Source organism: Pseudomonas sp. TE3911 (assembly GCF_054062775.1).
In genome coordinates this window covers 3,446,151-3,468,640 of sequence record NZ_JBSSFP010000001.1, presented here as the reverse complement: position 1 = coordinate 3,468,640, position 22,490 = coordinate 3,446,151, and the positions used below count along the sequence as shown (strand labels likewise).

Below are 22,490 nucleotides of genomic sequence, written 5' to 3'. Positions count from 1 at the left end.
CAATGAGCACGCAGCCTTTGACCCATGGAACGGTTCCCCAGCGCCTGGCGCGCACCCGCGAACTGATGAGCCGCGAGGGCATCCACGCCCTGTTGGTGCCGTCGGCTGACCCGCATTTGTCCGAATACTTGCCGGGTTACTGGCAGGGCCGCCAATGGTTATCGGGTTTCCATGGCTCGGTGGGGACGCTGATTGTCACCGCAGATTTCGCCGGCGTGTGGGCCGACAGTCGTTACTGGGAACAAGCGACCAAGGAGCTCAAGGGCAGCGGCATCGAGCTAGTAAAACTGCAGCCAGGCCAACCTGGACCACTGGAGTGGCTGGCCGAGCAAACTCCGGAAGGCGGTGTGGTGGCGGTGGACGGTGCAGTGATGGCGGTCGCTTCGGCGCGCACCTTGAGCGCCAAGCTGGCAGAACGTGGCGCGCGCTTGCGTACCGATATCGACGTGCTCGATACGGTTTGGACAGACCGTCCAAGCCTGCCGAACCAGCCGATTTATGCGCATCTGCCACCGCAAGCGACCGTTAGTCGTGGCGAGAAGCTCGCTGCACTGCGCGCCAGTTTGAAAGAGAAGGGCGCCGACTGGCACTTTATCGCGACCCTGGACGACATCGCCTGGTTGTTCAACCTGCGTGGCGGCGACGTTTCATTTAACCCGGTGTTTGTATCGTTTGCGCTGATCAGTCAACAGCAGGCCACGTTGTTCGTGGCGCTGAGTAAAGTCGACGCGGATCTGCGTGCTGTGCTTGAACAGGATGGCGTGGCGTTGCGCGATTACAGCGAGGTCGCGGATGCCTTGCGTGCAGTGCCGTCGGGTGCAGGGTTGCACGTCGACCCTGCCCGCGTAACCGCCGGCTTGCTGGAAAACCTGGATGCTGGCGTCAAGTTGATCGAAGGATTGAATCCAACCACATTGGCCAAATCACGCAAGAGTCTGGCAGACGCCGAGCACATCCGCCGGGCCATGGAGCAGGATGGCGCCGCTCTGTGCGAATTCTTCGCCTGGCTGGACAGTGCGCTGGGCCGTGAGCGCATCACGGAGTTGACCATTGATGAACACCTGACCGCAGCCCGTACCCGTCGCCCCGACTATGTGTCGCTGAGTTTCAACACTATTGCCGCCTTTAACGCCAATGGCGCAATGCCCCATTACCACGCCACCGAGGAAGAGCATGCGGTGATCGAAGGTGATGGCTTGCTGCTGATCGACTCGGGTGGCCAGTACTTGGGCGGCACAACGGATATCACACGCATGGTGCCTATCGGTACGCCGAGTGAGGAGCAGAAACGAGACTGCACCCGGGTGCTGAAGGGCGTTATTGCGCTGTCCCGTGCGCATTTCCCGAGGGGGATTCTATCGCCGTTGCTGGATTCCATTGCCCGTGCGCCGATATGGGCTGATGGTGTGGACTACGGCCACGGTACTGGGCACGGCGTAGGTTATTTCCTCAATGTGCATGAAGGTCCACAAGTGATTGCTTATCAGGCCGCCGCCGCTCCGCAAACGGCGATGCAGCCGGGGATGATCACTTCCATTGAGCCGGGTACGTACCGGCCGGGGCGTTGGGGTGTGCGTATCGAGAACCTGGTGCTGAACCGCGAAGCGGGCAAGACCGAGTTTGGTGAGTTTCTGTCGTTTGAAACCCTGACGCTTTGCCCGATCGACACGCGTTGTCTTGAGCCGTCGCTGCTCACCACGGATGAGCGCGCGTGGCTCAACGCGTATCACGCGCAGGTGCGTGAGCGCTTGAGCTCGTTGCTGAGCGGCGCGGGGCTAGAGTGGTTGCAACTGCGTACGGCAGCTATCTGATCTGAAGCAAACGCCGCCTGCGATCTGCTTGCAAGCGGCGTTCAAGGATGAGTGTTAATCGAGAGCTGATTGGGCACGATGAGCAGTCGAGGATGACTGCTCGGGGGCGATTACTTACAGATAACGATCATGCTGCGGCTGGTGTACCCGGCAGGATTGATGCCAAAGGGATAGTCCCCGGGTTCCTCGGAATTGTCACCGGACTTGGCGATGACCCGATATCCCTTGGTACCGCAAGAGTTGGTTGCACTGGTGTAGCACTGGTCCCAAGAGGAGGACAGGCCGGAACAGTTGATATGCAGTCCTCTTTTTCCCCGTTTTACTTCTGTCTTGGTAGTCGCGGCACAGCCAGCAATGGCTACGACCATTAACACTATCAAAATTCGCTTCATTCCCATCCTTAATAGCCACTTCCCAATACTTGAAGCCGGCTCTACTCGCTCTCGAGTGTAGTGTTCGCGCTGTCCTTGTCGAAAAACTCCATGAATGACATTCGTTTAGCGCTTAAACATGGCCTAAATGAGCGGCAAATGCCAGAGGTACATTCAAAGATGATTCAATCCGCTGGAACCAGTGGTTTCGAGTCATTGCGCATCGTCAGCGTCGCGCCTACCGAGGCCAGGATAATGCAGGTAATGGCCAGCCATTGTGCCAGTGATAAGTACTCTTGCAGAAAGAGTAGGCCTGAGAGCGCGCCGAATACGGGTTCGATGCTCATGAGGGTGCCAAAAGTTCGTGCAGGGAGGCGCGTCAGCGCTACCATCTCCAGGGTGTAGGGCAGGGCAGTGGACAGAATGGCGACGGCGATGGCTATTGGAATCAGCGCAGGCGTCAACAAGGCACTGCCAGCGTGGACGATGCCAATGGGCGCGACAAACAGTGCTGCGATCATCACCCCAAGAGCCGCGGTCTGGACGCCGTTGTCGTTACCTGCTTTCTGTCCGAACAGAATGTAGAGTGCCCAGCAGACTCCCGCTCCTAAAGCATAGGCTGCGCCAACTAAGTCGATACCATTGCTCGCTTCTCCCATGGGGATCAATAGAAGCAGGCCGACGATTGCGAGGGCAATCCACAGGAAGTCCACCGCCCGGCGCGACGCGTAGATGGCCACTGCAAGAGGTCCCGTGAATTCTAGGGCTACGGCGATGCCCAGGGGCACGCTGCGCAGTGACATATAGAAGAGGAAATTCATGCCGCCCAGGGCCATTCCGTAGATGACCACGGTGCGCAGGGACTTGGCGGTCAGCTTGGCGCGCCATGGTCGCAATATGAGCAGCATAATCACACTGGCGAAAATTAGGCGCAGGGTTGTAGTGCCTTGTGCGCCTACAATCGGGAACATGCTCTTGGCCAACGAGGCTCCTGACTGGATGGAAGCCATGGCGATCAGCAGCAGGCCGACAGGAAATAATGCCGAAGCCAGGCTGCGGGGAGAGGTGGTCATTGGGATGTACGTCCGATGTCATATTTGAGTAGCAGAGGCTGCTATGATGCTTAACTACTTGGAATTGAGCAATATATTGCTCAGTGTTATGCGGGTGGCTGTCTATATATAGAAGGACATGAAGGTTGGTGGGCGACTTGATAGAAAAACCAAATTAAAGGTTGACGTAAAATTCTGGGAGCCTATAATTCGCCCCAATTCCGGCGCAGTCGAAACGGAAAACTCCTTGGTAAACAATGAGTTGCGCAGTTTTCGGCGGTAAGTTGCTTCAGTTCATTGAAGCCAAAAGGAAGTTGAAAAAGAGGTGTTGACAGCAGCGTGTAACGCTGTAGAATTCGCCTCCGCTGATGAGAGATCAGAAGCGCAAGTGGTTGAAGTTGTTGAAGAAATCTTCGAAAGCTTCTGAAAATAATCACTTGACAGCAAATGAGGCTGCTGTAGAATGCGCGCCTCGGTTGAGACGAAAGATCTTAACCAACCGCTCTTTAACAACTGAATCAAGCAATTCGTGTGGGTGCTTGTGGAGTCAGACTGATAGTCAACAAGATTATCAGCATCACAAGTTACTCCGCGAGAAATCAAAGATGTAACCAACGATTGCTGAGCCAAGTTTAGGGTTTCTTAAAAACCCAAAGATGTTTGAACTGAAGAGTTTGATCATGGCTCAGATTGAACGCTGGCGGCAGGCCTAACACATGCAAGTCGAGCGGTAGAGAGAAGCTTGCTTCTCTTGAGAGCGGCGGACGGGTGAGTAATGCCTAGGAATCTGCCTGGTAGTGGGGGATAACGTTCGGAAACGGACGCTAATACCGCATACGTCCTACGGGAGAAAGCAGGGGACCTTCGGGCCTTGCGCTATCAGATGAGCCTAGGTCGGATTAGCTAGTTGGTGAGGTAATGGCTCACCAAGGCGACGATCCGTAACTGGTCTGAGAGGATGATCAGTCACACTGGAACTGAGACACGGTCCAGACTCCTACGGGAGGCAGCAGTGGGGAATATTGGACAATGGGCGAAAGCCTGATCCAGCCATGCCGCGTGTGTGAAGAAGGTCTTCGGATTGTAAAGCACTTTAAGTTGGGAGGAAGGGCAGTTACCTAATACGTGATTGTTTTGACGTTACCGACAGAATAAGCACCGGCTAACTCTGTGCCAGCAGCCGCGGTAATACAGAGGGTGCAAGCGTTAATCGGAATTACTGGGCGTAAAGCGCGCGTAGGTGGTTTGTTAAGTTGGATGTGAAATCCCCGGGCTCAACCTGGGAACTGCACTCAAAACTGACTGACTAGAGTATGGTAGAGGGTGGTGGAATTTCCTGTGTAGCGGTGAAATGCGTAGATATAGGAAGGAACACCAGTGGCGAAGGCGACCACCTGGACTGATACTGACACTGAGGTGCGAAAGCGTGGGGAGCAAACAGGATTAGATACCCTGGTAGTCCACGCCGTAAACGATGTCAACTAGCCGTTGGGAGCCTTGAGCTCTTAGTGGCGCAGCTAACGCATTAAGTTGACCGCCTGGGGAGTACGGCCGCAAGGTTAAAACTCAAATGAATTGACGGGGGCCCGCACAAGCGGTGGAGCATGTGGTTTAATTCGAAGCAACGCGAAGAACCTTACCAGGCCTTGACATCCAATGAACTTTCTAGAGATAGATTGGTGCCTTCGGGAACATTGAGACAGGTGCTGCATGGCTGTCGTCAGCTCGTGTCGTGAGATGTTGGGTTAAGTCCCGTAACGAGCGCAACCCTTGTCCTTAGTTACCAGCACGTAATGGTGGGCACTCTAAGGAGACTGCCGGTGACAAACCGGAGGAAGGTGGGGATGACGTCAAGTCATCATGGCCCTTACGGCCTGGGCTACACACGTGCTACAATGGTCGGTACAGAGGGTTGCCAAGCCGCGAGGTGGAGCTAATCCCATAAAACCGATCGTAGTCCGGATCGCAGTCTGCAACTCGACTGCGTGAAGTCGGAATCGCTAGTAATCGCGAATCAGAATGTCGCGGTGAATACGTTCCCGGGCCTTGTACACACCGCCCGTCACACCATGGGAGTGGGTTGCACCAGAAGTAGCTAGTCTAACCTTCGGGAGGACGGTTACCACGGTGTGATTCATGACTGGGGTGAAGTCGTAACAAGGTAGCCGTAGGGGAACCTGCGGCTGGATCACCTCCTTAATCGACGACATCAGCTGCTCCATAAGTTCCCACACGAATTGCTTGATTCATTGAAGAAGACGATAAAGAAGCAGCCCGAAATTGGGTCTGTAGCTCAGTTGGTTAGAGCGCACCCCTGATAAGGGTGAGGTCGGCAGTTCGAATCTGCCCAGACCCACCAATTTTGTGTGGGAAACGCCTGTAGAAATACGGGGCCATAGCTCAGCTGGGAGAGCGCCTGCCTTGCACGCAGGAGGTCAACGGTTCGATCCCGTTTGGCTCCACCACTACTGCTTCTGTTTGTTGAAAGCTTAGAAATGAGCATTCCATTGTGATGATGGTGAATGTTGATTTCTAGTCTTTGATTAGATCGTTCTTTAAAAATTTGGGTATGTGATAGAAAGATAGACTGAACGTTACTTTCACTGGTAACGGATCAGGCTAAGGTAAAATTTGTGAGTGGCTCGAAAGAGCCAAATCGAATTTTCGGCGAATGTTGTCTTCACAGTATAACCAGATTGCTTGGGGTTATATGGTCAAGTGAAGAAGCGCATACGGTGGATGCCTTGGCAGTCAGAGGCGATGAAAGACGTGGTAGCCTGCGAAAAGCTTCGGGGAGTCGGCAAACAGACTTTGATCCGGAGATGTCTGAATGGGGGAACCCAGCCATCATAAGATGGTTATCTTACGCTGAATACATAGGCGTAAGAGGCGAACCAGGGGAACTGAAACATCTAAGTACCCTGAGGAAAAGAAATCAACCGAGATTCCCTTAGTAGTGGCGAGCGAACGGGGACTAGCCCTTAAGTGGCTTTGAGATTAGCGGAACGCTCTGGAAAGTGCGGCCATAGTGGGTGATAGCCCTGTACGCGAAAATCTCTTAGTCATGAAATCGAGTAGGACGGAGCACGAGAAACTTTGTCTGAATATGGGGGGACCATCCTCCAAGGCTAAATACTACTGACTGACCGATAGTGAACTAGTACCGTGAGGGAAAGGCGAAAAGAACCCCGGAGAGGGGAGTGAAATAGATCCTGAAACCGTATGCGTACAAGCAGTGGGAGCCCACTTTGTTGGGTGACTGCGTACCTTTTGTATAATGGGTCAGCGACTTATTTTCAGTGGCGAGCTTAACCGAATAGGGGAGGCGTAGCGAAAGCGAGTCTTAATAGGGCGTCTAGTCGCTGGGAATAGACCCGAAACCGGGCGATCTATCCATGGGCAGGTTGAAGGTTGGGTAACACTAACTGGAGGACCGAACCGACTACCGTTGAAAAGTTAGCGGATGACCTGTGGATCGGAGTGAAAGGCTAATCAAGCTCGGAGATAGCTGGTTCTCCTCGAAAGCTATTTAGGTAGCGCCTCATGTATCACTGTAGGGGGTAGAGCACTGTTTCGGCTAGGGGGTCATCCCGACTTACCAAACCGATGCAAACTCCGAATACCTACAAGTGCCGAGCATGGGAGACACACGGCGGGTGCTAACGTCCGTCGTGAAAAGGGAAACAACCCAGACCGTCAGCTAAGGTCCCAAAGTTATGGTTAAGTGGGAAACGATGTGGGAAGGCTTAGACAGCTAGGAGGTTGGCTTAGAAGCAGCCACCCTTTAAAGAAAGCGTAATAGCTCACTAGTCGAGTCGGCCTGCGCGGAAGATGTAACGGGGCTCAAACCATACACCGAAGCTACGGGTATCACGTAAGTGATGCGGTAGAGGAGCGTTCTGTAAGCCTGTGAAGGTGAGTTGAGAAGCTTGCTGGAGGTATCAGAAGTGCGAATGCTGACATGAGTAACGACAATGGGTGTGAAAAACACCCACGCCGAAAGACCAAGGTTTCCTGCGCAACGTTAATCGACGCAGGGTTAGTCGGTCCCTAAGGCGAGGCTGAAAAGCGTAGTCGATGGAAAACAGGTTAATATTCCTGTACTTCTGGTTATTGCGATGGAGGGACGGAGAAGGCTAGGCCAGCTTGGCGTTGGTTGTCCAAGTTTAAGGTGGTAGGCTGAGATCTTAGGTAAATCCGGGATCTTAAGGCCGAGAGCTGATGACGAGTTAACTTTTAGTTAACGAAGTGGTTGATGCCATGCTTCCAAGAAAAGCTTCTAAGCTTCAGGTAACCAGGAACCGTACCCCAAACCGACACAGGTGGTTGGGTAGAGAATACCAAGGCGCTTGAGAGAACTCGGGTGAAGGAACTAGGCAAAATGGCACCGTAACTTCGGGAGAAGGTGCGCCGGTGAGGGTGAAGGACTTGCTCCGTAAGCTCATGCCGGTCGAAGATACCAGGCCGCTGCGACTGTTTATTAAAAACACAGCACTCTGCAAACACGAAAGTGGACGTATAGGGTGTGACGCCTGCCCGGTGCCGGAAGGTTAATTGATGGGGTTAGCTAACGCGAAGCTCTTGATCGAAGCCCCGGTAAACGGCGGCCGTAACTATAACGGTCCTAAGGTAGCGAAATTCCTTGTCGGGTAAGTTCCGACCTGCACGAATGGCGTAACGATGGCGGCGCTGTCTCCACCCGAGACTCAGTGAAATTGAAATCGCTGTGAAGATGCAGTGTATCCGCGGCTAGACGGAAAGACCCCGTGAACCTTTACTATAGCTTTGCACTGGACTTTGAATTTGCTTGTGTAGGATAGGTGGGAGGCTTTGAAGCGTGGACGCCAGTCTGCGTGGAGCCAACCTTGAAATACCACCCTGGCAACTTTGAGGTTCTAACTCAGGTCCGTTATCCGGATCGAGGACAGTGTATGGTGGGTAGTTTGACTGGGGCGGTCTCCTCCTAAAGAGTAACGGAGGAGTACGAAGGTGCGCTCAGACCGGTCGGAAATCGGTCGTAGAGTATAAAGGCAAAAGCGCGCTTGACTGCGAGACAGACACGTCGAGCAGGTACGAAAGTAGGTCTTAGTGATCCGGTGGTTCTGTATGGAAGGGCCATCGCTCAACGGATAAAAGGTACTCCGGGGATAACAGGCTGATACCGCCCAAGAGTTCATATCGACGGCGGTGTTTGGCACCTCGATGTCGGCTCATCACATCCTGGGGCTGAAGCCGGTCCCAAGGGTATGGCTGTTCGCCATTTAAAGTGGTACGCGAGCTGGGTTTAGAACGTCGTGAGACAGTTCGGTCCCTATCTGCCGTGGACGTTTGAGATTTGAGAGGGGCTGCTCCTAGTACGAGAGGACCGGAGTGGACGAACCTCTGGTGTTCCGGTTGTCACGCCAGTGGCATTGCCGGGTAGCTATGTTCGGAATAGATAACCGCTGAAAGCATCTAAGCGGGAAACTAGCCTCAAGATGAGATCTCACTGGAACCTTGAGTTCCCTGAAGGGCCGTCGAAGACTACGACGTTGATAGGTTGGGTGTGTAAGCGCTGTGAGGCGTTGAGCTAACCAATACTAATTGCCCGTGAGGCTTGACCATATAACACCCAAGCAATTTGCTTGCTTCGAGCTTAAAAGCGAAAGAGCACCAGATTGCGGTGTGTGAAGACGAAATGAACCGAAAGTTCGACTCTTGCAAACACCGAAAGCTATCACATACCCAATTTGCTGAAGCGAGGCCAACTGGTCACGACTCAGTACCCGAATTTCTTGACGACCATAGAGCATTGGAACCACCTGATCCCATCCCGAACTCAGTAGTGAAACGATGCATCGCCGATGGTAGTGTGGGGTTTCCCCATGTGAGAGTAGGTCATCGTCAAGATTAAATTCCGAAACCCCATTTGCGAAAGCAGATGGGGTTTTGTTTTGGGCGATCGGAAAGTGCGAGGGCGGGTCAGGGCGAGCTCTCGAATATCCTCAGGGACGGCGGGCCTGCCACCTTGGTCATTGATGTGCAAACATCCGTCAAAGTACCGTTGAGGAATTCAATGCAAAGTGTTTCTGCATTTTTGGTATGGTGCAGCACATTTTCCCAAGGATTGATCTTTCATCGCAGGATGCGGCGTCGACCCTCTTCAACGAGATGCTGTAGAAATGCCAGAACCAATACCGATCAAAGATCACGAAAAAGAAAACCGTCTTGTCAATAAACGCTTGCTCGCTTGCGCGCTACTGGTCATTGGCATCACATGCGCTCTGGTGGGGCGTATGTATTTCCTGCAGGTCGTACAGTTCGACTACCACTCCACAATTTCTGAGAACAACCGCGTCCACGTATTACCCATTACACCGACGCGTGGCCTTATCTATGACCGCAACGGTGTGGTATTGGCCGACAATCGCCCCAGCTACAACCTGACCATCACCCGAGAACGCACCACCGACCTCAAGGGAGAGTTGGATGCCATAGTCAATCTCCTGCACTTGCCGCCTGAGGACCGTGGATTATTCGACAAGGCCTTGAAGCAAGCGCGCCATCCCTTCGTCCCAGTGACGTTGTTTTACGAGTTGACCGAAGAGCAAATTGCGTTGCTGGCAGTGAATGAGTTCCGCCTGCCGGGGGTCGATGTAGAACCACAGTTCGTCCGTCACTATCCGCTGGCCGCTCACTTCGCCCACTCCATTGGCTATGTGGGCCGTATCAACGAGAAAGAATCTAAGACCCTCGACTCGGTGGAGTACCGTGGCACGCAGTCTATCGGCAAGACCGGTATTGAGCGGTTTTACGAATCCGAGCTACACGGTCATGTCGGTTATGAAGAGGTTGAGACCAACGCCCAGGGTCGCGTGCTGCGCGTGCTCAAGCATACTGACCCGATCCCCGGCAAGAACATCGTCCTGAGCCTCGACGTCAAGCTCCAGGAAGCGGCTGAGGAGGCCCTGGGTGATCGTCGCGGCTCAGTAGTGGCACTTGACCCGCAAACCGGTGAAGTACTGGCCATGGTCAGCAAGCCCAGCTTCGATCCGAACCTGTTCGTAACCGGTATCAGCTTCAAGGAATATGCCGCGCTGCACGACTCCATCGATCGACCGCTGTTCAACCGTGTCCTTAGAGGCCTGTACGCACCGGGGTCGACCATCAAGCCAGAAGTGGCCATCGCAGGCCTAGACAGCGGTGTCGTCACCGCCCAAACCCGGGTGTTCGACCCGGGTTACTACCAACTACCCGACTTCGACCACAAATACCGCAACTGGAACCATAGCGGCGACGGTTGGGTGGATATGGACGCAGCCATCATGCGCTCTAACGACACATACTTTTACGACCTGGCCCACAAGCTGGGTATCGACCGCCTACACGACTATCTCGCGGAATTCGGCCTGGGTCAGAAAGTATCCCTAGACATGTTTGAAGAGTCAGCCGGCCTGATGCCGTCTCAGGCCTGGAAGCGCGCGACCCGCCGCCAGCCCTGGTTTCCAGGCGAAACCGTGATTCTCGGCATCGGCCAAGGCTACATGCAGGTCACGCCGCTGCAACTGGCTCAGGCCACCGCGCTGATCGCCAACAAAGGTGTATGGAACCGACCGCACCTGGCCAAAACGATCAATGGCGTGCCGCCCGTTGACGAAAACCCCATGCCGAACGTTGTACTCAAAGACCCTCGCGACTGGGAGCAGGTCAACCACGGCATGCAACTGGTAATGCACGATCCGCGCGGTATCGCCCGGGCCGCTGCGCAAGGTGCGCAATATCGCATCGCCGGCAAGAGTGGTACGGCCCAAGTGGTCGCGATCAAGCAGGGCGAGCGCTATAACCGTGAGAAGACATTGGAACGCCACCGCGACAACGCCTTGTTCGTCGGCTTTGCTCCCGCCGAACACCCGAAAATCGTGATCTCGGTGATGATCGAAAACGGTGAGGCCGGTGGTCGCGTTGCAGGACCGGTCGTGCGGCAGATCATGGATGCTTGGCTGCTGGACCAGGACGGTCACCTGAAGCCGCAATATGCAGCGCCAGCCAAGGCACCGGGTGAGCCGCGCGTCTAGGTCATGGCTTCCACTCGTCCCAGCGTTCCATATCCTCATAGGCGAGCCAGGGTACATCGTGGCTCGCCCATATGTGCGAGGTGGGACTGACGCCCGGATCATCATCCAGCGTTGCCACTCGCACAATTACATGGGGCTGCTGGCTACGCTCCGCCATCAGGTGTGAGCCGCAGCGTTTGCAAAAATGTCTGAATTTTCCCGGTGAAGACTCGAAGGCCGCGCGCAATTCCTCCCCTAACGTCCAGCGAAAATGCTCGCGCATCACCCCTGCCGTGGCGACAAACGCCGCCGCGTGTATCTTGCGGCAGCTCCTGCAATGGCAGTGGCTGATGGGCATATCCAAGATGTCCACCTGATAGCGCACACCTTTGCAAAAGCAACTTCCATTCAATGGTTCAGTCATAACGTATTGCCGGGTTCAAGGATGGGGTCATCATCATTGCTTACAACCTCAGGTTGCGCATTGTTTGATGTCGCCTACTGTCAATGGAGGAGGTGACTTATGCACGTATTAGATCGCATCGAGCGAAAAGTCCTGCTCAACGCTTCACGCAAACAGGTCTGGGAGGCGCTGACCAACGCTGAGCAATTCGGCGATTGGTTTGGCGTCGCCCTTAAGGGCAAAGTCTTCGGGGTGGGAGAAACCATCGAGGCGCCGATTACCTATCCAGGTTACGAGCATGTGGTCTGGAAAGCCAAAATCGAACGCATCCTGCCACAGACATTGTTCTCTTTCTGGTGGCATCCCTTTGCGGTTGAGAAGGGCGTCGATTATGACCAGGAGACACCCACCTTGGTTGAGTTCACGATTGAAGATCGTGCTCCGGGCATTCTGCTTCGGGTTGTGGAGTCCGGCTTCGACGCAGTGCCCCAGGCTCGTCGCCAGAAGGCCTTCAAGATGAACTCTCGTGGCTGGGACGAGCAGATGGGTAATATCGAAAACTATCTGAACACTGCCCGTCGGGCATGACCCAAGCGGGCATCATTGCTGATGCCCGTGCTTACAGCTTTCAGCTCCCATGGCTGTAGTAACTTCCTATGTGCCAAGAGCCCTGAGTTGGCTAATAGAATAAATTTGTGAGATTGCAGCCTGTGCGCGCGTTTACCTGCCGCGCTGGCCCAGATGCCGCGTAGAATCAACGCCTGAAAGCGATTCCTGAGGTGCGGCAAGGTGGATTTACAGCAGGGTTTTGTCCTGACCCGGCATTGGCGCGATACCCCGGCGGGTACGGAGGTCAGTTTCTGGCTGGCCACGGACCAGGGCCCACAGTTCATCCGCCTACCCATGCAGACCTCGGTGATGTTCATCCCAGAGGCCCATCGCAAGCCGCTGGATTGGTTGCTCAAGGGCGAGCGTGATATTGAATTGCGCCCCTTGCAGTTGTGCGATTTTCATCACCGCCCGGTCCTGGGCCTGTACACCCGCCAGCACCGCCAATTGATGGATGTAGAAAAACGCCTGCGCGCTGCCGGCGTCGACGTCTACGAAGCCGATGTACGTCCACCTGAGCGCTACATGATGGAGCGCTTTATCACCGCCCCGGTCTGGTTCGGTGGCACACCCGACGTCTCTGGCGCTCTGTGCGACGCGCAGATGAAACCTTCCGCCGACTACCGCCCACCGCTCAAACTGGTGTCCCTGGACATAGAGACCACCGCTCAGGGCGACCTGTACTCCATCGCCCTTGAAGGCTGCGGTGAGCGCCAGGTCTACATGCTCGGGCCACCGAACAAAACCGACGCAGTGGACTTCAAGCTCGACTACTGCGACACCCGCGCCCAATTGCTGGAGCGCCTCAACCAATGGCTCGCCACCTTTGATCCCGACGCCATCATCGGCTGGAATGTCGTGCAGTTCGACCTGCGCGTGCTCCACGAACACGCCCAACGCCTCAAGGTGCCGCTCATGCTTGGCCGTGGCGACGAACCCATGGCCTGGCGCGAACATGGCAGTCGCAACCATTACTTCGCCGCAGCGGCGGGGCGCCTGATCATCGACGGTATCGAAGCCCTGCGGTCGGCCACTTGGAGCTTTGAATCCTTCAGTCTGGAAAACGTTGCGCAGACCTTGCTGGGCGAGGGCAAGGATATCTCCACGCCCTACCAGCGCATGGACGAAATCAACCGCATGTTCGCCGAGGACAAGCCCGCACTGGCGCGCTACAACCTCAAGGACTGCGAGCTGGTCACGCGGATTTTCGAGAAGACCGAACTGCTCAAGTTCCTGCTCGAACGAGCCAGCGTCACCGGGTTGCCAGCCGACCGCAATGGCGGATCGGTCGCAGCATTCACCCACCTGTACATGCCGCTGATGCACCGCCAGGGTTTTGTCGCGCCCAATCTGGGCGACAAACCGCCCCAGGCCAGCCCCGGCGGATTTGTCATGGACTCACGTCCCGGTCTCTACGAATCCGTGCTGGTACTCGATTACAAAAGCCTCTACCCGTCGATCATCCGCAGCTTTTTGATCGACCCCGTGGGCTTGATCGAAGGCCTCAAACACCCGGACGACAGCGAATCAGTGGAAGGCTTTCGCGGTGCGCGTTTTTCCCGTACGCGTCATTGCCTGCCGTCTATCGTCGCCCGCGTCTCCGAGGGCCGTGAAGTGGCCAAGCGCGAACACAACGCGCCGCTGTCCCAAGCTCTGAAAATCATCATGAATGCGTTTTATGGCGTGCTCGGTTCCAGCGGATGCCGCTTCTTTGACACACGACTGGCGTCCTCGATCACGATGCGCGGCCACCAGATCATGCGTCAGACCCGCCAGCTGGTCGAAGCTCAGGGCTATGAGGTGATCTACGGCGACACCGATTCAACCTTCGTCTGGCTCGGCAAGGCCCATTCCCAGGAAGCTGCCAGCCGTATCGGACAGGCGCTGGTGCAGCACGTCAATGCGTGGTGGCGCGAGCATCTGCACAGCGCATTTGGCCTGCAAAGCGCTCTGGAGTTGCAATACGAAACCCACTTCACGCGCTTTCTCATGCCCACCATTCGCGGTGCGGAGGAGGGCAGCAAAAAACGCTACGCCGGCTTGGTCACGCGTGCTGATGGCAGCGAAGACATGGTCTACAAAGGCCTGGAAACCGTGCGCAGCGACTGGTCGCCCCTGGCTCGGCAATTCCAGCAGGAACTCTACCAGCGCATCTTTCACCGCCAGCCCCATCAGGACTACATTCGCGACTACGTTCGCCGAACCCTGAGCGGCGAATTCGACGAACTGCTGATTTACCGCAAGCGCCTGCGCCGCCGGTTAGATGACTACGAACGCAACGTACCGCCCCACGTGCGCGCCGCGCGCCTGGCCGATGACTACAATGACCGCCTGGGGCGGCCGCGCCAGTACCAGCGCGGCGGTTGGATCAGCTACGTGATCAGCGTCAACGGCCCTGAACCGTTGGAAGTACGCCAAGCGCCCATCGACTACGATCACTACGTTACCCGGCAATTGCAGCCGGTGGCCGATGCGATTCTGCCCTTTGTGAATGACGATTTCGGCACCTTGGTCGGTGGGCAAATGGGGCTGTTCTAACGATCAACACCCCTTAAAAGTGTGGGAGGTTACGCCTCCATCGATAGGAGAAAACGCTCATGTACACGCTCTACGGCACCGACGAATCCGGCTCTTGCATGATCGAAATCGCCCTGCAGCGCTGTGCGGTGCCGTGGCACCGAGTGGACGCCAGCTCCTGGCAGGAGAGCGAGGGCAGCGAAGCCTTGGCACGCATCAACCCGCTCAAGCAAATCCCCACGCTGGTCACTCCCGGCGGGCAGGTGCTGACGGAAAGCGCCGCGATCCTCATTCACCTGGGGCTCGAATTTCCTGACTCGCACCTGCTGAACGGCGACCGGGCGCAGATCATCAGAGGCCTGGTGTATATCGCCGCCAACTGTTATTCGGCGATCGGCATCATTGACTACCCGCAACGTTGGTTGGGCAACGCCAATGAAGCGGCCCAAGTGCAACTGGCGACCGGCACTCGCCGCTATCTGCATCAGGCCTGGGTAGTGTTCGCCGATCAGTTCGAACAGCAGCTGTTTGCGCCGAACGGTGAGCCGAATGCACTGGGCATTATGGCGGCAGCAGTGTCGCGCTGGGATGACGCCCGTGAGGCGTTGGGCGGCTTGGCACCCGGCTTTGCCCAGACGTTGGCGCAGGTGGATGCCGATCCTGTCGTGGCCCCGGTTTTTGCGCGGCATTGGCCGGAGTGGAAGGTCTCGTAATGTTTCCGCAATCAACGGAAACAATCACGGATGTCCGCGCCAAACCCTTGCGTAGCGGGCGTCCTGACCTACGCTTTCTTAAAGCGCTGTAGGAATCATCCTTGAATTTGACTGTCGCAGACATGAAACTCAAGAACCCTGCATGGAATTCAAAGGAGGTGCGCATGCTCATCCGGTCGCTGACCCTGGCTACCTTGATGGCTTTTACGGGGCCGCTGTTGGCTGCTGATGATATCAACCCGCTCAAGCAGGATCTGGGCAAGGCCCGGCCGTTGGTGGTGGTTGAGCTTGATTCAGGCAACTCCACGCTGGCGACCCTTAAGAAACAACTGGACGAGCCCGCCATCAAGCAGTCCTTTGAAGAGCGCGCCATGGTGTTCTACACCGTGAAGTTCGGCAGCATTGGCGCCGAAGGCGAGAAGTTCGCCAAGGACCCAAAGGACAATAAAAAGCTAACGCCGCCCGAAACCAATGCACTGATCCGCGCACTCAAACTTGGCGCTGGCAGCGGCACTAAGGTGATCCTGATCGGCAAGGATGGCGATAAGAAACTTGAGAAGACCGTGCCACCGGATACCCTCGACTTGAAGGAATTCTTCAGCACCATCGACCAGATGCCCATGGCGGAGAAAGAAGCCGCTGCCGCCGCAGAACCTGAACCCGCCCCACCAGCGCCAGCCAAGGGCGCCAAGCCCGCAAAGCCGGGCAGCAAGCCAGCCCCTCAACAACTGGATGACTGAACCCGAAACCCTGTAGGCCCCGCCGCCTATAGGGTTTTTTGCGGCTTACGCACCGGAAACGGAAAGTAGAAAAACCGCAAAAACGCCACCCGCTTGATCACTTCCCCGATCAACAACGGCACCACCACAGCCACGACAAAACCGATACACGCCGCGACAAACGCATGCAGCCCCAGCCGCTCCATCAGGTCAAACGTCTTGTGCTGGATCTCGCCATGGAAGATCAACAAAATCAGCGTCGATTGGCCAATATAGGTCATCGCCCGGGTAATCAGGGCCGACACCATCAGCACCCGTGCCAGCGCCCAGCACACGTAAACACCAATCACCGCCAGCAGGCTGGTCCACAGCCAGTGGTCGTAGCGCCGTTGCGCCAGGTCCATGGTGTCGTGGCTGTAGATGAACACAACCGCGAACAGCGCCACCGAAAGCAACAGGGTCAGCACTGACCCCGCATGGGTACGCAGCCAGTCCCGCAGCAGATAGCCGTAGACGAAACACGCGCTGCTGATCAGCGTGATGTCCAGACTGAATGGCAAGCCGGGCAGTACCCAGGTTTGCCCGCCGACCGTCACCGGCAATTGCCAGAACCAGGGCAGCATCCAGATGCCGATCAGCAGCGGCACCAGCATCAGTACACAACTCACGGCCAGCGAAAGACGCTGGATCAACCGTAGCAGCACCCAACCAAACAGAATCGCCACCCAAAAGTGCGGCAAAAACCAAAGAGCCTGCCATGGGATGGTGTCCACCGAGGCATACAACACGCCGCCGATATCCGGCAGCAGCGGCTGGCCGCGCAGCAGATCTCGCACGATCACGTACACCAGCATTGTGAAGAAAAACGGCTTGAGCAGGCCATCCGCCTTACGCACCGCCATCTCGAGAAAGGGCTGTTCAGGCTTGAAAAGGACCCCCGACAGAAAGAAGAACAAAGGCAGCACGAACGACGCCAGGATCAGATACATAAGGTCCGGTGACGTGGCGACAAACCAACTGTGGGCATACACGATCACCAGGATGCCGATGCCTTTGGCGATGTCCATTTGGATCCAGCGATGTTTCATCTGCGTTTCCCCAGTCAACCCTTCATGCCTTGCGCCATGGTTTCAGCCACAGCCCCATCCCGAGCAATACCAAGGCACCGGCCAGGGTGCTCAGCCCCAGTTGCAGCCATACGCCTTCAAGACGAAACAACACCAGCGCCGCCACGCCCAGCACCAGCGCACTGAGTAGCCAGTGCCGGGCCCAGGGCAGGGCGCCGAGCAGTGTTTGGCGTTGCATCAGCAGCAGCGCGGTGCAGATCACTCCCGCCAGCGCGGCCAGTGGAATTCCTGCCAGGCCGAACACAAATGGCAAGACGCAGAGCAGCAACACGTTGACCAGGCTGCCGAGCAATTCGCAGCGCAGCGGCTGGCGCGTATCGCCGGCGGCGTAGGCGTAACGCGCGAGCAAGGCGTTCCAGGCGCCGAACACTAACGGCACGGCAAACCACGCCAGCAGCAGCGGCAATGGTGAGTCAGACGATTGCTGGGGCAACAGCAGCGCCACCAGGCTTGGTGCGGCGGCTACCAGCCCGACGCCGGCGGGCAGCGTCAGCACGCTGGCGGTTTCCAGGCCGCGCTTGAGCAGGGCCAGGCGCGCATCGCCCTGACGTCGGCTCATCATGCCCAGCAGCACCTGATTGAGGCTCATCAGCGCAATCAGCGGCAGGTTCATCAGCTTGCGGGCCAGGTTGACCCAGGTGACTGCGCCTTCGCCAAGCAGCGATGCTACGAGTCTTTCGATCAGCGCCAGGCCCTGGCTGGCTCCGTTGCTTATCAATAAGGGGCCGATGCGTTGGCCCAGCTCGCGTAACGGCGCGAAGGTCAGCTGCCAGCGCCACGGCCGCCAGCCTTGGCGCCACATCGACGGCAGCAGCGCCAATGGCATCAGCAGGCTGCCGGCGAGGCATGCCAGGGCCAGTGAGTGGGGTTGAGTCGCGGTGCCGGCGAGGGCGAGGTACGTCACTGGTGGCAGGTTGAACAGCAGCGAGCCCAAGCCGGCCAGCACAAAACGCTCGCTGGCCTGCAATGGAATGCTGAACAGCGCATGCAGCATCAGCCCCGGTACGCACCAGGCGACGACCTGCAGGTTGCTGCTGGCCAACGCCGTCGCGGTGTCGGCCAACCCTGGGCCGAGCACTTGCACCAGCCACGGCGCCAACAGCGTCAGCAGCAGACTGGTCACCAAGGCGATCAGCATCAAGGCCGGAAACAATACCGCCAGCCAGTCCAGCCGCTCGCCATCCTTGCGTGCCAGGTACAACGGCAACGCCGCCGCACTGAGCACGCCGCCGGCCAAAGACATGCGCAGCGCCTCGGGCAAGAACAGCGCAATCAGGAACGCATCACTGCGCTCCCCCGCGCCCCACGCCGCGACCAGCAACCACTCACGGGCGAACCCCAGGCACAGGCCAAGCAGAGTCGCCAGGGTCAGCCATGCGGCGGAGCCCAGCATCAGGGCCGTGCGCCGTTGAACAGTGGTTTACGGTAGGTCACTGTCTTGACCTGCGGCAGGCGCGCCGGAAACAAGCGCCGCGCCTCCAACACATTGATGCCCACCATCAGCCAGAACAGCGCCACCATCACCACCGCAAAGCTGAAGTAGTGGTCAAACAAGCCACTGACCAGCGCGGACAGAATCCCCGCCGTGGTACCCAGCCACAGGGCGTTGTCCTTGGTCAGGCGGATCGGACCTTTCTCTGGACGGGCTTCACGCCACCAGCGGACGGTCACCGCCACAAACAGCAGCATGCCGACGAGGCCTATCTTGTAGATGTAGTTCAGCCACAGGTTGGAGATGCCCAGCAGACCAGTGCCCGGCACTGGCGGGTCGACCTTGAAGCCGATGCCCAGCGGATAGGCCGCCACGGCCTGCGGGAACATGCGGTATTCATCGAAACGCACTTCGGTACTGGCGTTGTTCGTAGAAAAAATCGTCGCCAGGCGATCCTGCAACGGTGGATAAGCCATCACCAGCGCTATCGTCAGCGCCGCTCCGATCATCAATAGGCGACCGGTGTACGGCACGCGCCGTGAGGCCATCCATATCAGCACCAGCGCCAGGCTGACCATCGCGCCACGGCTGCTGGCCAGCAGCAATGCCGCCGCTCCCAAACAGGCCACGCCCAAACCGAGTGCGCGTTTCCAGCCTTGTTCGGTCATGCCGAAGCAGAAGGCTAAAGGCAGCAGCAACGCCATGATCCCACCGATGGCATTCGGGTGCGTCCACGGCGAGCCCATGCGCGAAGACATGGCCTCCAGACCAAATTTGAGCATGTCGAAATTGGCGTAGTTGAACAGGCCAAGAATCGGCGCGATCCCGGCCCCTGAGCGTGTGCGCACGAATACCCCGATGGACAACACCAACATCGCCAGGGTGCCGAGCAACAGTGCGATCACCAGGGATTCGCGGTGCTTTTGATCCACCAGCAATTTGGCCGCGAGGAACACCCCCGACAGGTTCAGCAACCAGCGCAGCCAGTTGGCCAAGCCGCTGCTGTCGGCGTGGGTGATAACCTGACCGACCATGAAGGGGAACGCACTGAACAGCATCAGCCACAACAGCATTTGGTCGGTGGGCCGTCGGGTCAGGCTGGGCGCTTGCGGCAGGCGCGACAGGAAGCTGTGCCACAGGATCGCGCCCCAGGTGAGGGCCAGAATCGCCTCGCTCACCGTGGTGCGAATGCCCAGGTTAACCGTGGAATACGGCATGAACGTCGCCACGGCCGCAAACAGCAACAGGCCCCAGAACGGAAAGCGCAGGATGGTCACCGCAGCCGCCAGACCGACCACGGCCAGAAACGCCTTGGCCGGCGACAGCAGCAAAGCCAGGGCGCCAAACAGCAGGCCGAAGAGTATCGCGACGAGGCTTGCCAGATTCACTCTCACGTCAGTTCCTCGATCAGTTCGGCCAGGCGCCGGCGATAAGCGTGGTGGTTGAAGCGTTGCGCCCACTGGCGGCGTTGCTCGGGGGATTCTTCGTCGGGTTGCTCGCCCAGGCCTATCATCAATTGCGTCAGCGCCGGGCCATCGGTGGGCGAAAAGCGGGGGGCTGACGGTGGCGTGATTTCATCCAGTGATGTACCGCTGGCCACCGCCACGGGGGTGCCGACGCTCAAGGCTTCGATCACCGGCAGGCCAAATCCTTCGGCATACGACGGCTGCCACAGGCGCGAGGCCCGGCGGTACAACGCGTGCAACTCAGCGTCCGACACACCGCTCAAGGCGCGAATACCTGGCAGTGTGCGCTGGGCTTCGGGCAAATGATCGAGGCTGCCTACCAATACCAGTTCCGGCACTGAGGGCGATTGGCGTCGCGCTTGCTGCCAGGCGTCCACCAGAAATGGCACGTTTTTGCGCAACTCGCGGGTGCCCACCAGCAACCAGTAACGCGCAGGCAACTGGCGCGTGCTGAGGTCGGCGGCCAGCTCGGAGAACCCATCGACCTGGTTGGGCAACACGCGAATCTTGCCCGCCGCCTTGGGGAACAGCCGCGCGGTTTCATCGGCGCTGTACTGCGACGGCGTCCACACGCGGTCGGCGCTGTGCACCGCGTAGGCAATCGACAGGCGATCGCTGGTCTTGTAGATCAACGCCTTCAAGCGGTTGGCGTGGTAGTTGTTCAGGGTGATCTGAAACAGATCATGCAACAGCACGACGGTGCGCAGTCCTTGAGGCTTGGGTGGCAACGGCAGGCCCATATTGAAGGTACTGATGTACAGACCGACATGGTGTTCGCGCAACGCTCGCGGCAAGAAACCCGCCTCGAAACGCAGGCGATTCTGTGGCTGGTGCATGGCAGTCTTGGCGCAGCCCCAAGCCGGGCAATGGGCCCACAACCGGGTTTCATCGCCCAGGGGCGCCACGGTAAAGCGCTCGACTTCGATGTTCGGCAGCGTGTGCAGCGCACTCTCCAGCGCATACACCTGGCGGCTGATGCCCGATTGCGGCGAGGTGCCGACGGTGCGGTAATCCAGGCCTACACGCATGCCGGCTCCTTTTGGTTCTGCGGCGCGAGGGTGGCGTACACCTGCTCTAACTGGCTGGCGGCGACGCTCCAGTCATGGGCCCGACGCACGTAGGCGCGGCCAGCTTCACCCATGGGCGCGGCGGCGTCGGGGAATTGCAGCAGGCGTACCACCGCATCGGCCAGCTTGGTGGCGCTTTGTCCGCCGAGGTAGTCCAGGCCTTCCACCAAGTCCAGCCCGGATACACCTTGCTCGGTGCTGGCCAACGGCAGGCCGGCGGCCAGGGCTTCTAGCACCTTGAGTTTCGACCCGCCGCCGTGGCGCAACGGCGCCAGAAAGACCGAGCAGCTTGATTGCAGATTCAGCAGGTCGGGCACGAAACCTTGCCACTCGATGCGCGCGTCCTTCCAGCGCTCGCGCCAACTGCCCGGCATGCCGAAACCGCACACGCTCATGCGCGCATCCGGGCAGCGCGCCCAGACCTTGGGCAGGATTTCATCCAGCGCCCATTCGATGGCGTCCACGTTCGGCGCGTATTCATAGTTGCCCAGGAACAGCACGCGTCGGGTCGACGGGTCGGGACGGGCGGCGGCGAAGTGATCGCAGTCCACGCCATTGACCACCACCGGTACCGGTTTTCCGGCGATTTTTTCCAGGATCTGCGCGTCGCTGTCGGTGACGGCCACCACCTGCGCGGCCTGGCGCATCACTCGGCGTTCCCAGCGGGTATAGCGCCATTGATCGTAGCGAATGAACGGCAGCGCCCAACGCGGCAAACGGTCGTAAGTGGCTGCGCCCAGGGCCGACTCCACATTGTGTTCGGTCAGCACAAACGGCTGTGACTTGCGCGCCAGTGCATCTTCGTAAGGCTGGAAGCTGTAGCTGTGCTCAATCTGCACCACGTCCCACTGCTCACCCAGCAACCAATTGAAAGTGTCCTGCAACTCGCCCGCCAAACCATTCACGCTGGCCAGCAGCGGGTAGGGCGCAAACAGCCCGGCCACCAGGGTCTTGAAACTGCGCAACGGGCGGCGCGGCAGGATGATCAACTGTTCGACAAACGCCTCCAGCACCTGGCGGTCGGTGAGCGACACCGGGTGCTTGTCATGCAGCAGCAAGGTGATCTGGTGCCCACGCGCCGCAAGGCTGCGCAGCAAATGGAACTGACGCGTCTTGCCGCCGCTGGTGGCGGGCCAGGGCGAGTAGGGCAGGATCCATAAAATGCGCATC

At 57.8% G+C, this 22,490-nt stretch carries 14 protein-coding genes, 2 tRNA genes and 3 rRNA genes; 11 read left to right on the top strand and 8 right to left on the bottom strand.

Features of this window, described 5'->3' with window-relative positions:
• The first annotated feature begins 2 nt into the window (after positions 1 to 2).
• Complete coding sequence (locus ACVWXD_RS15550) at positions 3 to 1,811, top strand: aminopeptidase P family protein (RefSeq protein WP_181644438.1); 1,809 nt, start codon at positions 3 to 5, stop codon at positions 1,809 to 1,811.
• 110 nt (positions 1,812 to 1,921) lie between these two features.
• Here the strand turns inward: ACVWXD_RS15550 and ACVWXD_RS15545 are convergent, their stop codons facing one another.
• Together ACVWXD_RS15545 and rhtA are read right to left on the bottom strand one after the other, a co-directional pair.
• A complete protein-coding gene (locus ACVWXD_RS15545; RefSeq protein ID WP_032886026.1) occupies positions 1,922 to 2,203 on the bottom strand; it encodes a hypothetical protein in 282 nt (93 codons plus the stop codon).
• 164 nt (positions 2,204 to 2,367) lie between these two features.
• Positions 2,368 to 3,255: a threonine/homoserine exporter RhtA gene (rhtA, locus tag ACVWXD_RS15540; RefSeq protein ID WP_099603144.1), complete on the bottom strand. Its 888-nt coding sequence runs from the start codon at positions 3,253 to 3,255 to the stop codon at positions 2,368 to 2,370.
• A 641-nt stretch (positions 3,256 to 3,896) separates the two neighbouring features.
• Here rhtA and ACVWXD_RS15535 point away from each other — a divergent pair.
• The 6 genes from ACVWXD_RS15535 to mrdA all read left to right on the top strand — a co-directional run bounded on the left by ACVWXD_RS15535 (position 3,897) and on the right by mrdA (position 11,288).
• Positions 3,897 to 5,433: ribosomal RNA gene (locus tag ACVWXD_RS15535) — 16S ribosomal RNA — on the top strand.
• An 83-nt stretch (positions 5,434 to 5,516) separates the two neighbouring features.
• A tRNA-Ile gene (locus tag ACVWXD_RS15530) sits at positions 5,517 to 5,593 on the top strand.
• A gap of 30 nt (positions 5,594 to 5,623) precedes the next feature.
• Positions 5,624 to 5,699: transfer RNA gene (locus tag ACVWXD_RS15525), tRNA-Ala, on the top strand.
• A 247-nt stretch (positions 5,700 to 5,946) separates the two neighbouring features.
• Positions 5,947 to 8,838 (top strand): 23S ribosomal RNA (locus ACVWXD_RS15520).
• 169 nt (positions 8,839 to 9,007) lie between these two features.
• A 5S ribosomal RNA gene (rrf, locus tag ACVWXD_RS15515) occupies positions 9,008 to 9,123 on the top strand.
• The 16S, 23S and 5S rRNA genes sit together here with 2 tRNA genes alongside, the layout of an rRNA operon.
• Before the next feature lie 272 nt (positions 9,124 to 9,395).
• On the top strand, positions 9,396 to 11,288 hold the full coding sequence (mrdA, locus tag ACVWXD_RS15510; protein ID WP_032888193.1) for a penicillin-binding protein 2: 1,893 nt from the start codon (positions 9,396 to 9,398) through the stop codon (positions 11,286 to 11,288).
• A 1-nt stretch (position 11,289) separates the two neighbouring features.
• Here mrdA and ACVWXD_RS15505 read toward each other — a convergent pair whose 3' ends face one another.
• Positions 11,290 to 11,691 carry a GFA family protein gene (locus ACVWXD_RS15505; protein WP_032888194.1) on the bottom strand — a complete coding sequence of 134 codons (402 nt, stop codon included), beginning with the start codon at positions 11,689 to 11,691 and terminating at the stop codon, positions 11,290 to 11,292.
• Between the two features lie 99 nt (positions 11,692 to 11,790).
• Here ACVWXD_RS15505 and ACVWXD_RS15500 point away from each other — a divergent pair, with 99 nt between their 5' ends.
• The 4 genes from ACVWXD_RS15500 to ACVWXD_RS15485 all read left to right on the top strand — a co-directional run bounded on the left by ACVWXD_RS15500 (position 11,791) and on the right by ACVWXD_RS15485 (position 16,249).
• Positions 11,791 to 12,258: an SRPBCC family protein gene (locus tag ACVWXD_RS15500; RefSeq protein WP_032888196.1), complete on the top strand. Its 468-nt coding sequence runs from the start codon at positions 11,791 to 11,793 to the stop codon at positions 12,256 to 12,258.
• Positions 12,259 to 12,459: 201 nt separating this feature from the next.
• Positions 12,460 to 14,817: a DNA polymerase II gene (locus tag ACVWXD_RS15495; protein ID WP_457371172.1), complete on the top strand. Its 2,358-nt coding sequence runs from the start codon at positions 12,460 to 12,462 to the stop codon at positions 14,815 to 14,817.
• 59 nt (positions 14,818 to 14,876) lie between these two features.
• Positions 14,877 to 15,509: a glutathione S-transferase N-terminal domain-containing protein gene (locus tag ACVWXD_RS15490; RefSeq protein WP_032888202.1), complete on the top strand. Its 633-nt coding sequence runs from the start codon at positions 14,877 to 14,879 to the stop codon at positions 15,507 to 15,509.
• 164 nt (positions 15,510 to 15,673) lie between these two features.
• On the top strand, positions 15,674 to 16,249 hold the full coding sequence (locus tag ACVWXD_RS15485) for a DUF4174 domain-containing protein (RefSeq protein ID WP_032888204.1): 576 nt from the start codon (positions 15,674 to 15,676) through the stop codon (positions 16,247 to 16,249).
• A gap of 26 nt (positions 16,250 to 16,275) precedes the next feature.
• Here the strand turns inward: ACVWXD_RS15485 and ACVWXD_RS15480 are convergent, their stop codons facing one another.
• The 5 genes from ACVWXD_RS15480 to ACVWXD_RS15460 are packed head-to-tail and all read right to left on the bottom strand — an operon-like array spanning position 16,276 to position 22,489.
• On the bottom strand, positions 16,276 to 17,316 hold the full coding sequence (locus ACVWXD_RS15480; RefSeq protein ID WP_099601513.1) for an acyltransferase family protein: 1,041 nt from the start codon (positions 17,314 to 17,316) through the stop codon (positions 16,276 to 16,278).
• Between the two features lie 22 nt (positions 17,317 to 17,338).
• Complete coding sequence (gene murJ / locus ACVWXD_RS15475) at positions 17,339 to 18,748, bottom strand: lipid II flippase MurJ (protein WP_122756034.1); 1,410 nt, start codon at positions 18,746 to 18,748, stop codon at positions 17,339 to 17,341.
• On the bottom strand, positions 18,748 to 20,175 hold the full coding sequence (locus ACVWXD_RS15470; protein WP_122754057.1) for an O-antigen ligase family protein: 1,428 nt from the start codon (positions 20,173 to 20,175) through the stop codon (positions 18,748 to 18,750). Before ACVWXD_RS15470 ends, murJ begins: the two co-directional genes overlap by 1 nt.
• A 2-nt stretch (positions 20,176 to 20,177) precedes the next feature.
• Positions 20,178 to 21,281: a glycosyltransferase family 4 protein gene (locus tag ACVWXD_RS15465; RefSeq protein ID WP_457371171.1), complete on the bottom strand. Its 1,104-nt coding sequence runs from the start codon at positions 21,279 to 21,281 to the stop codon at positions 20,178 to 20,180.
• The gene (locus ACVWXD_RS15460) at positions 21,272 to 22,489 is read right to left on the bottom strand and encodes a glycosyltransferase family 4 protein (RefSeq protein ID WP_457371170.1); all 1,218 of its coding nucleotides are present in this window, start codon (positions 22,487 to 22,489) and stop codon (positions 21,272 to 21,274) included. The genes ACVWXD_RS15465 and ACVWXD_RS15460 overlap by 10 nt, the downstream gene beginning before the upstream one ends.
• Position 22,490: the final 1 nt, after the last annotated feature.

Coding starts and splice junctions, on each gene's coding strand:
- mrdA (WP_032888193.1), top strand. CDS start 9,396: ATGCCAGAACCAATACCGATCAAAGATCACGAAAAAGAAAACCGTCTT.
- ACVWXD_RS15480 (WP_099601513.1), bottom strand. CDS start 17,316: ATGAAACATCGCTGGATCCAAATGGACATCGCCAAAGGCATCGGCATC.
- ACVWXD_RS15465 (WP_457371171.1), bottom strand. CDS start 21,281: ATGCGTGTAGGCCTGGATTACCGCACCGTCGGCACCTCGCCGCAATCG.
- ACVWXD_RS15545 (WP_032886026.1), bottom strand. CDS start 2,203: ATGAAGCGAATTTTGATAGTGTTAATGGTCGTAGCCATTGCTGGCTGT.
- ACVWXD_RS15505 (WP_032888194.1), bottom strand. CDS start 11,691: ATGACTGAACCATTGAATGGAAGTTGCTTTTGCAAAGGTGTGCGCTAT.
- ACVWXD_RS15500 (WP_032888196.1), top strand. CDS start 11,791: ATGCACGTATTAGATCGCATCGAGCGAAAAGTCCTGCTCAACGCTTCA.
- rhtA (WP_099603144.1), bottom strand. CDS start 3,255: ATGACCACCTCTCCCCGCAGCCTGGCTTCGGCATTATTTCCTGTCGGC.
- ACVWXD_RS15490 (WP_032888202.1), top strand. CDS start 14,877: ATGTACACGCTCTACGGCACCGACGAATCCGGCTCTTGCATGATCGAA.
- ACVWXD_RS15460 (WP_457371170.1), bottom strand. CDS start 22,489: ATGCGCATTTTATGGATCCTGCCCTACTCGCCCTGGCCCGCCACCAGC.
- ACVWXD_RS15550 (WP_181644438.1), top strand. CDS start 3: ATGAGCACGCAGCCTTTGACCCATGGAACGGTTCCCCAGCGCCTGGCG.
- murJ (WP_122756034.1), bottom strand. CDS start 18,748: ATGCTGGGCTCCGCCGCATGGCTGACCCTGGCGACTCTGCTTGGCCTG.
- ACVWXD_RS15485 (WP_032888204.1), top strand. CDS start 15,674: ATGCTCATCCGGTCGCTGACCCTGGCTACCTTGATGGCTTTTACGGGG.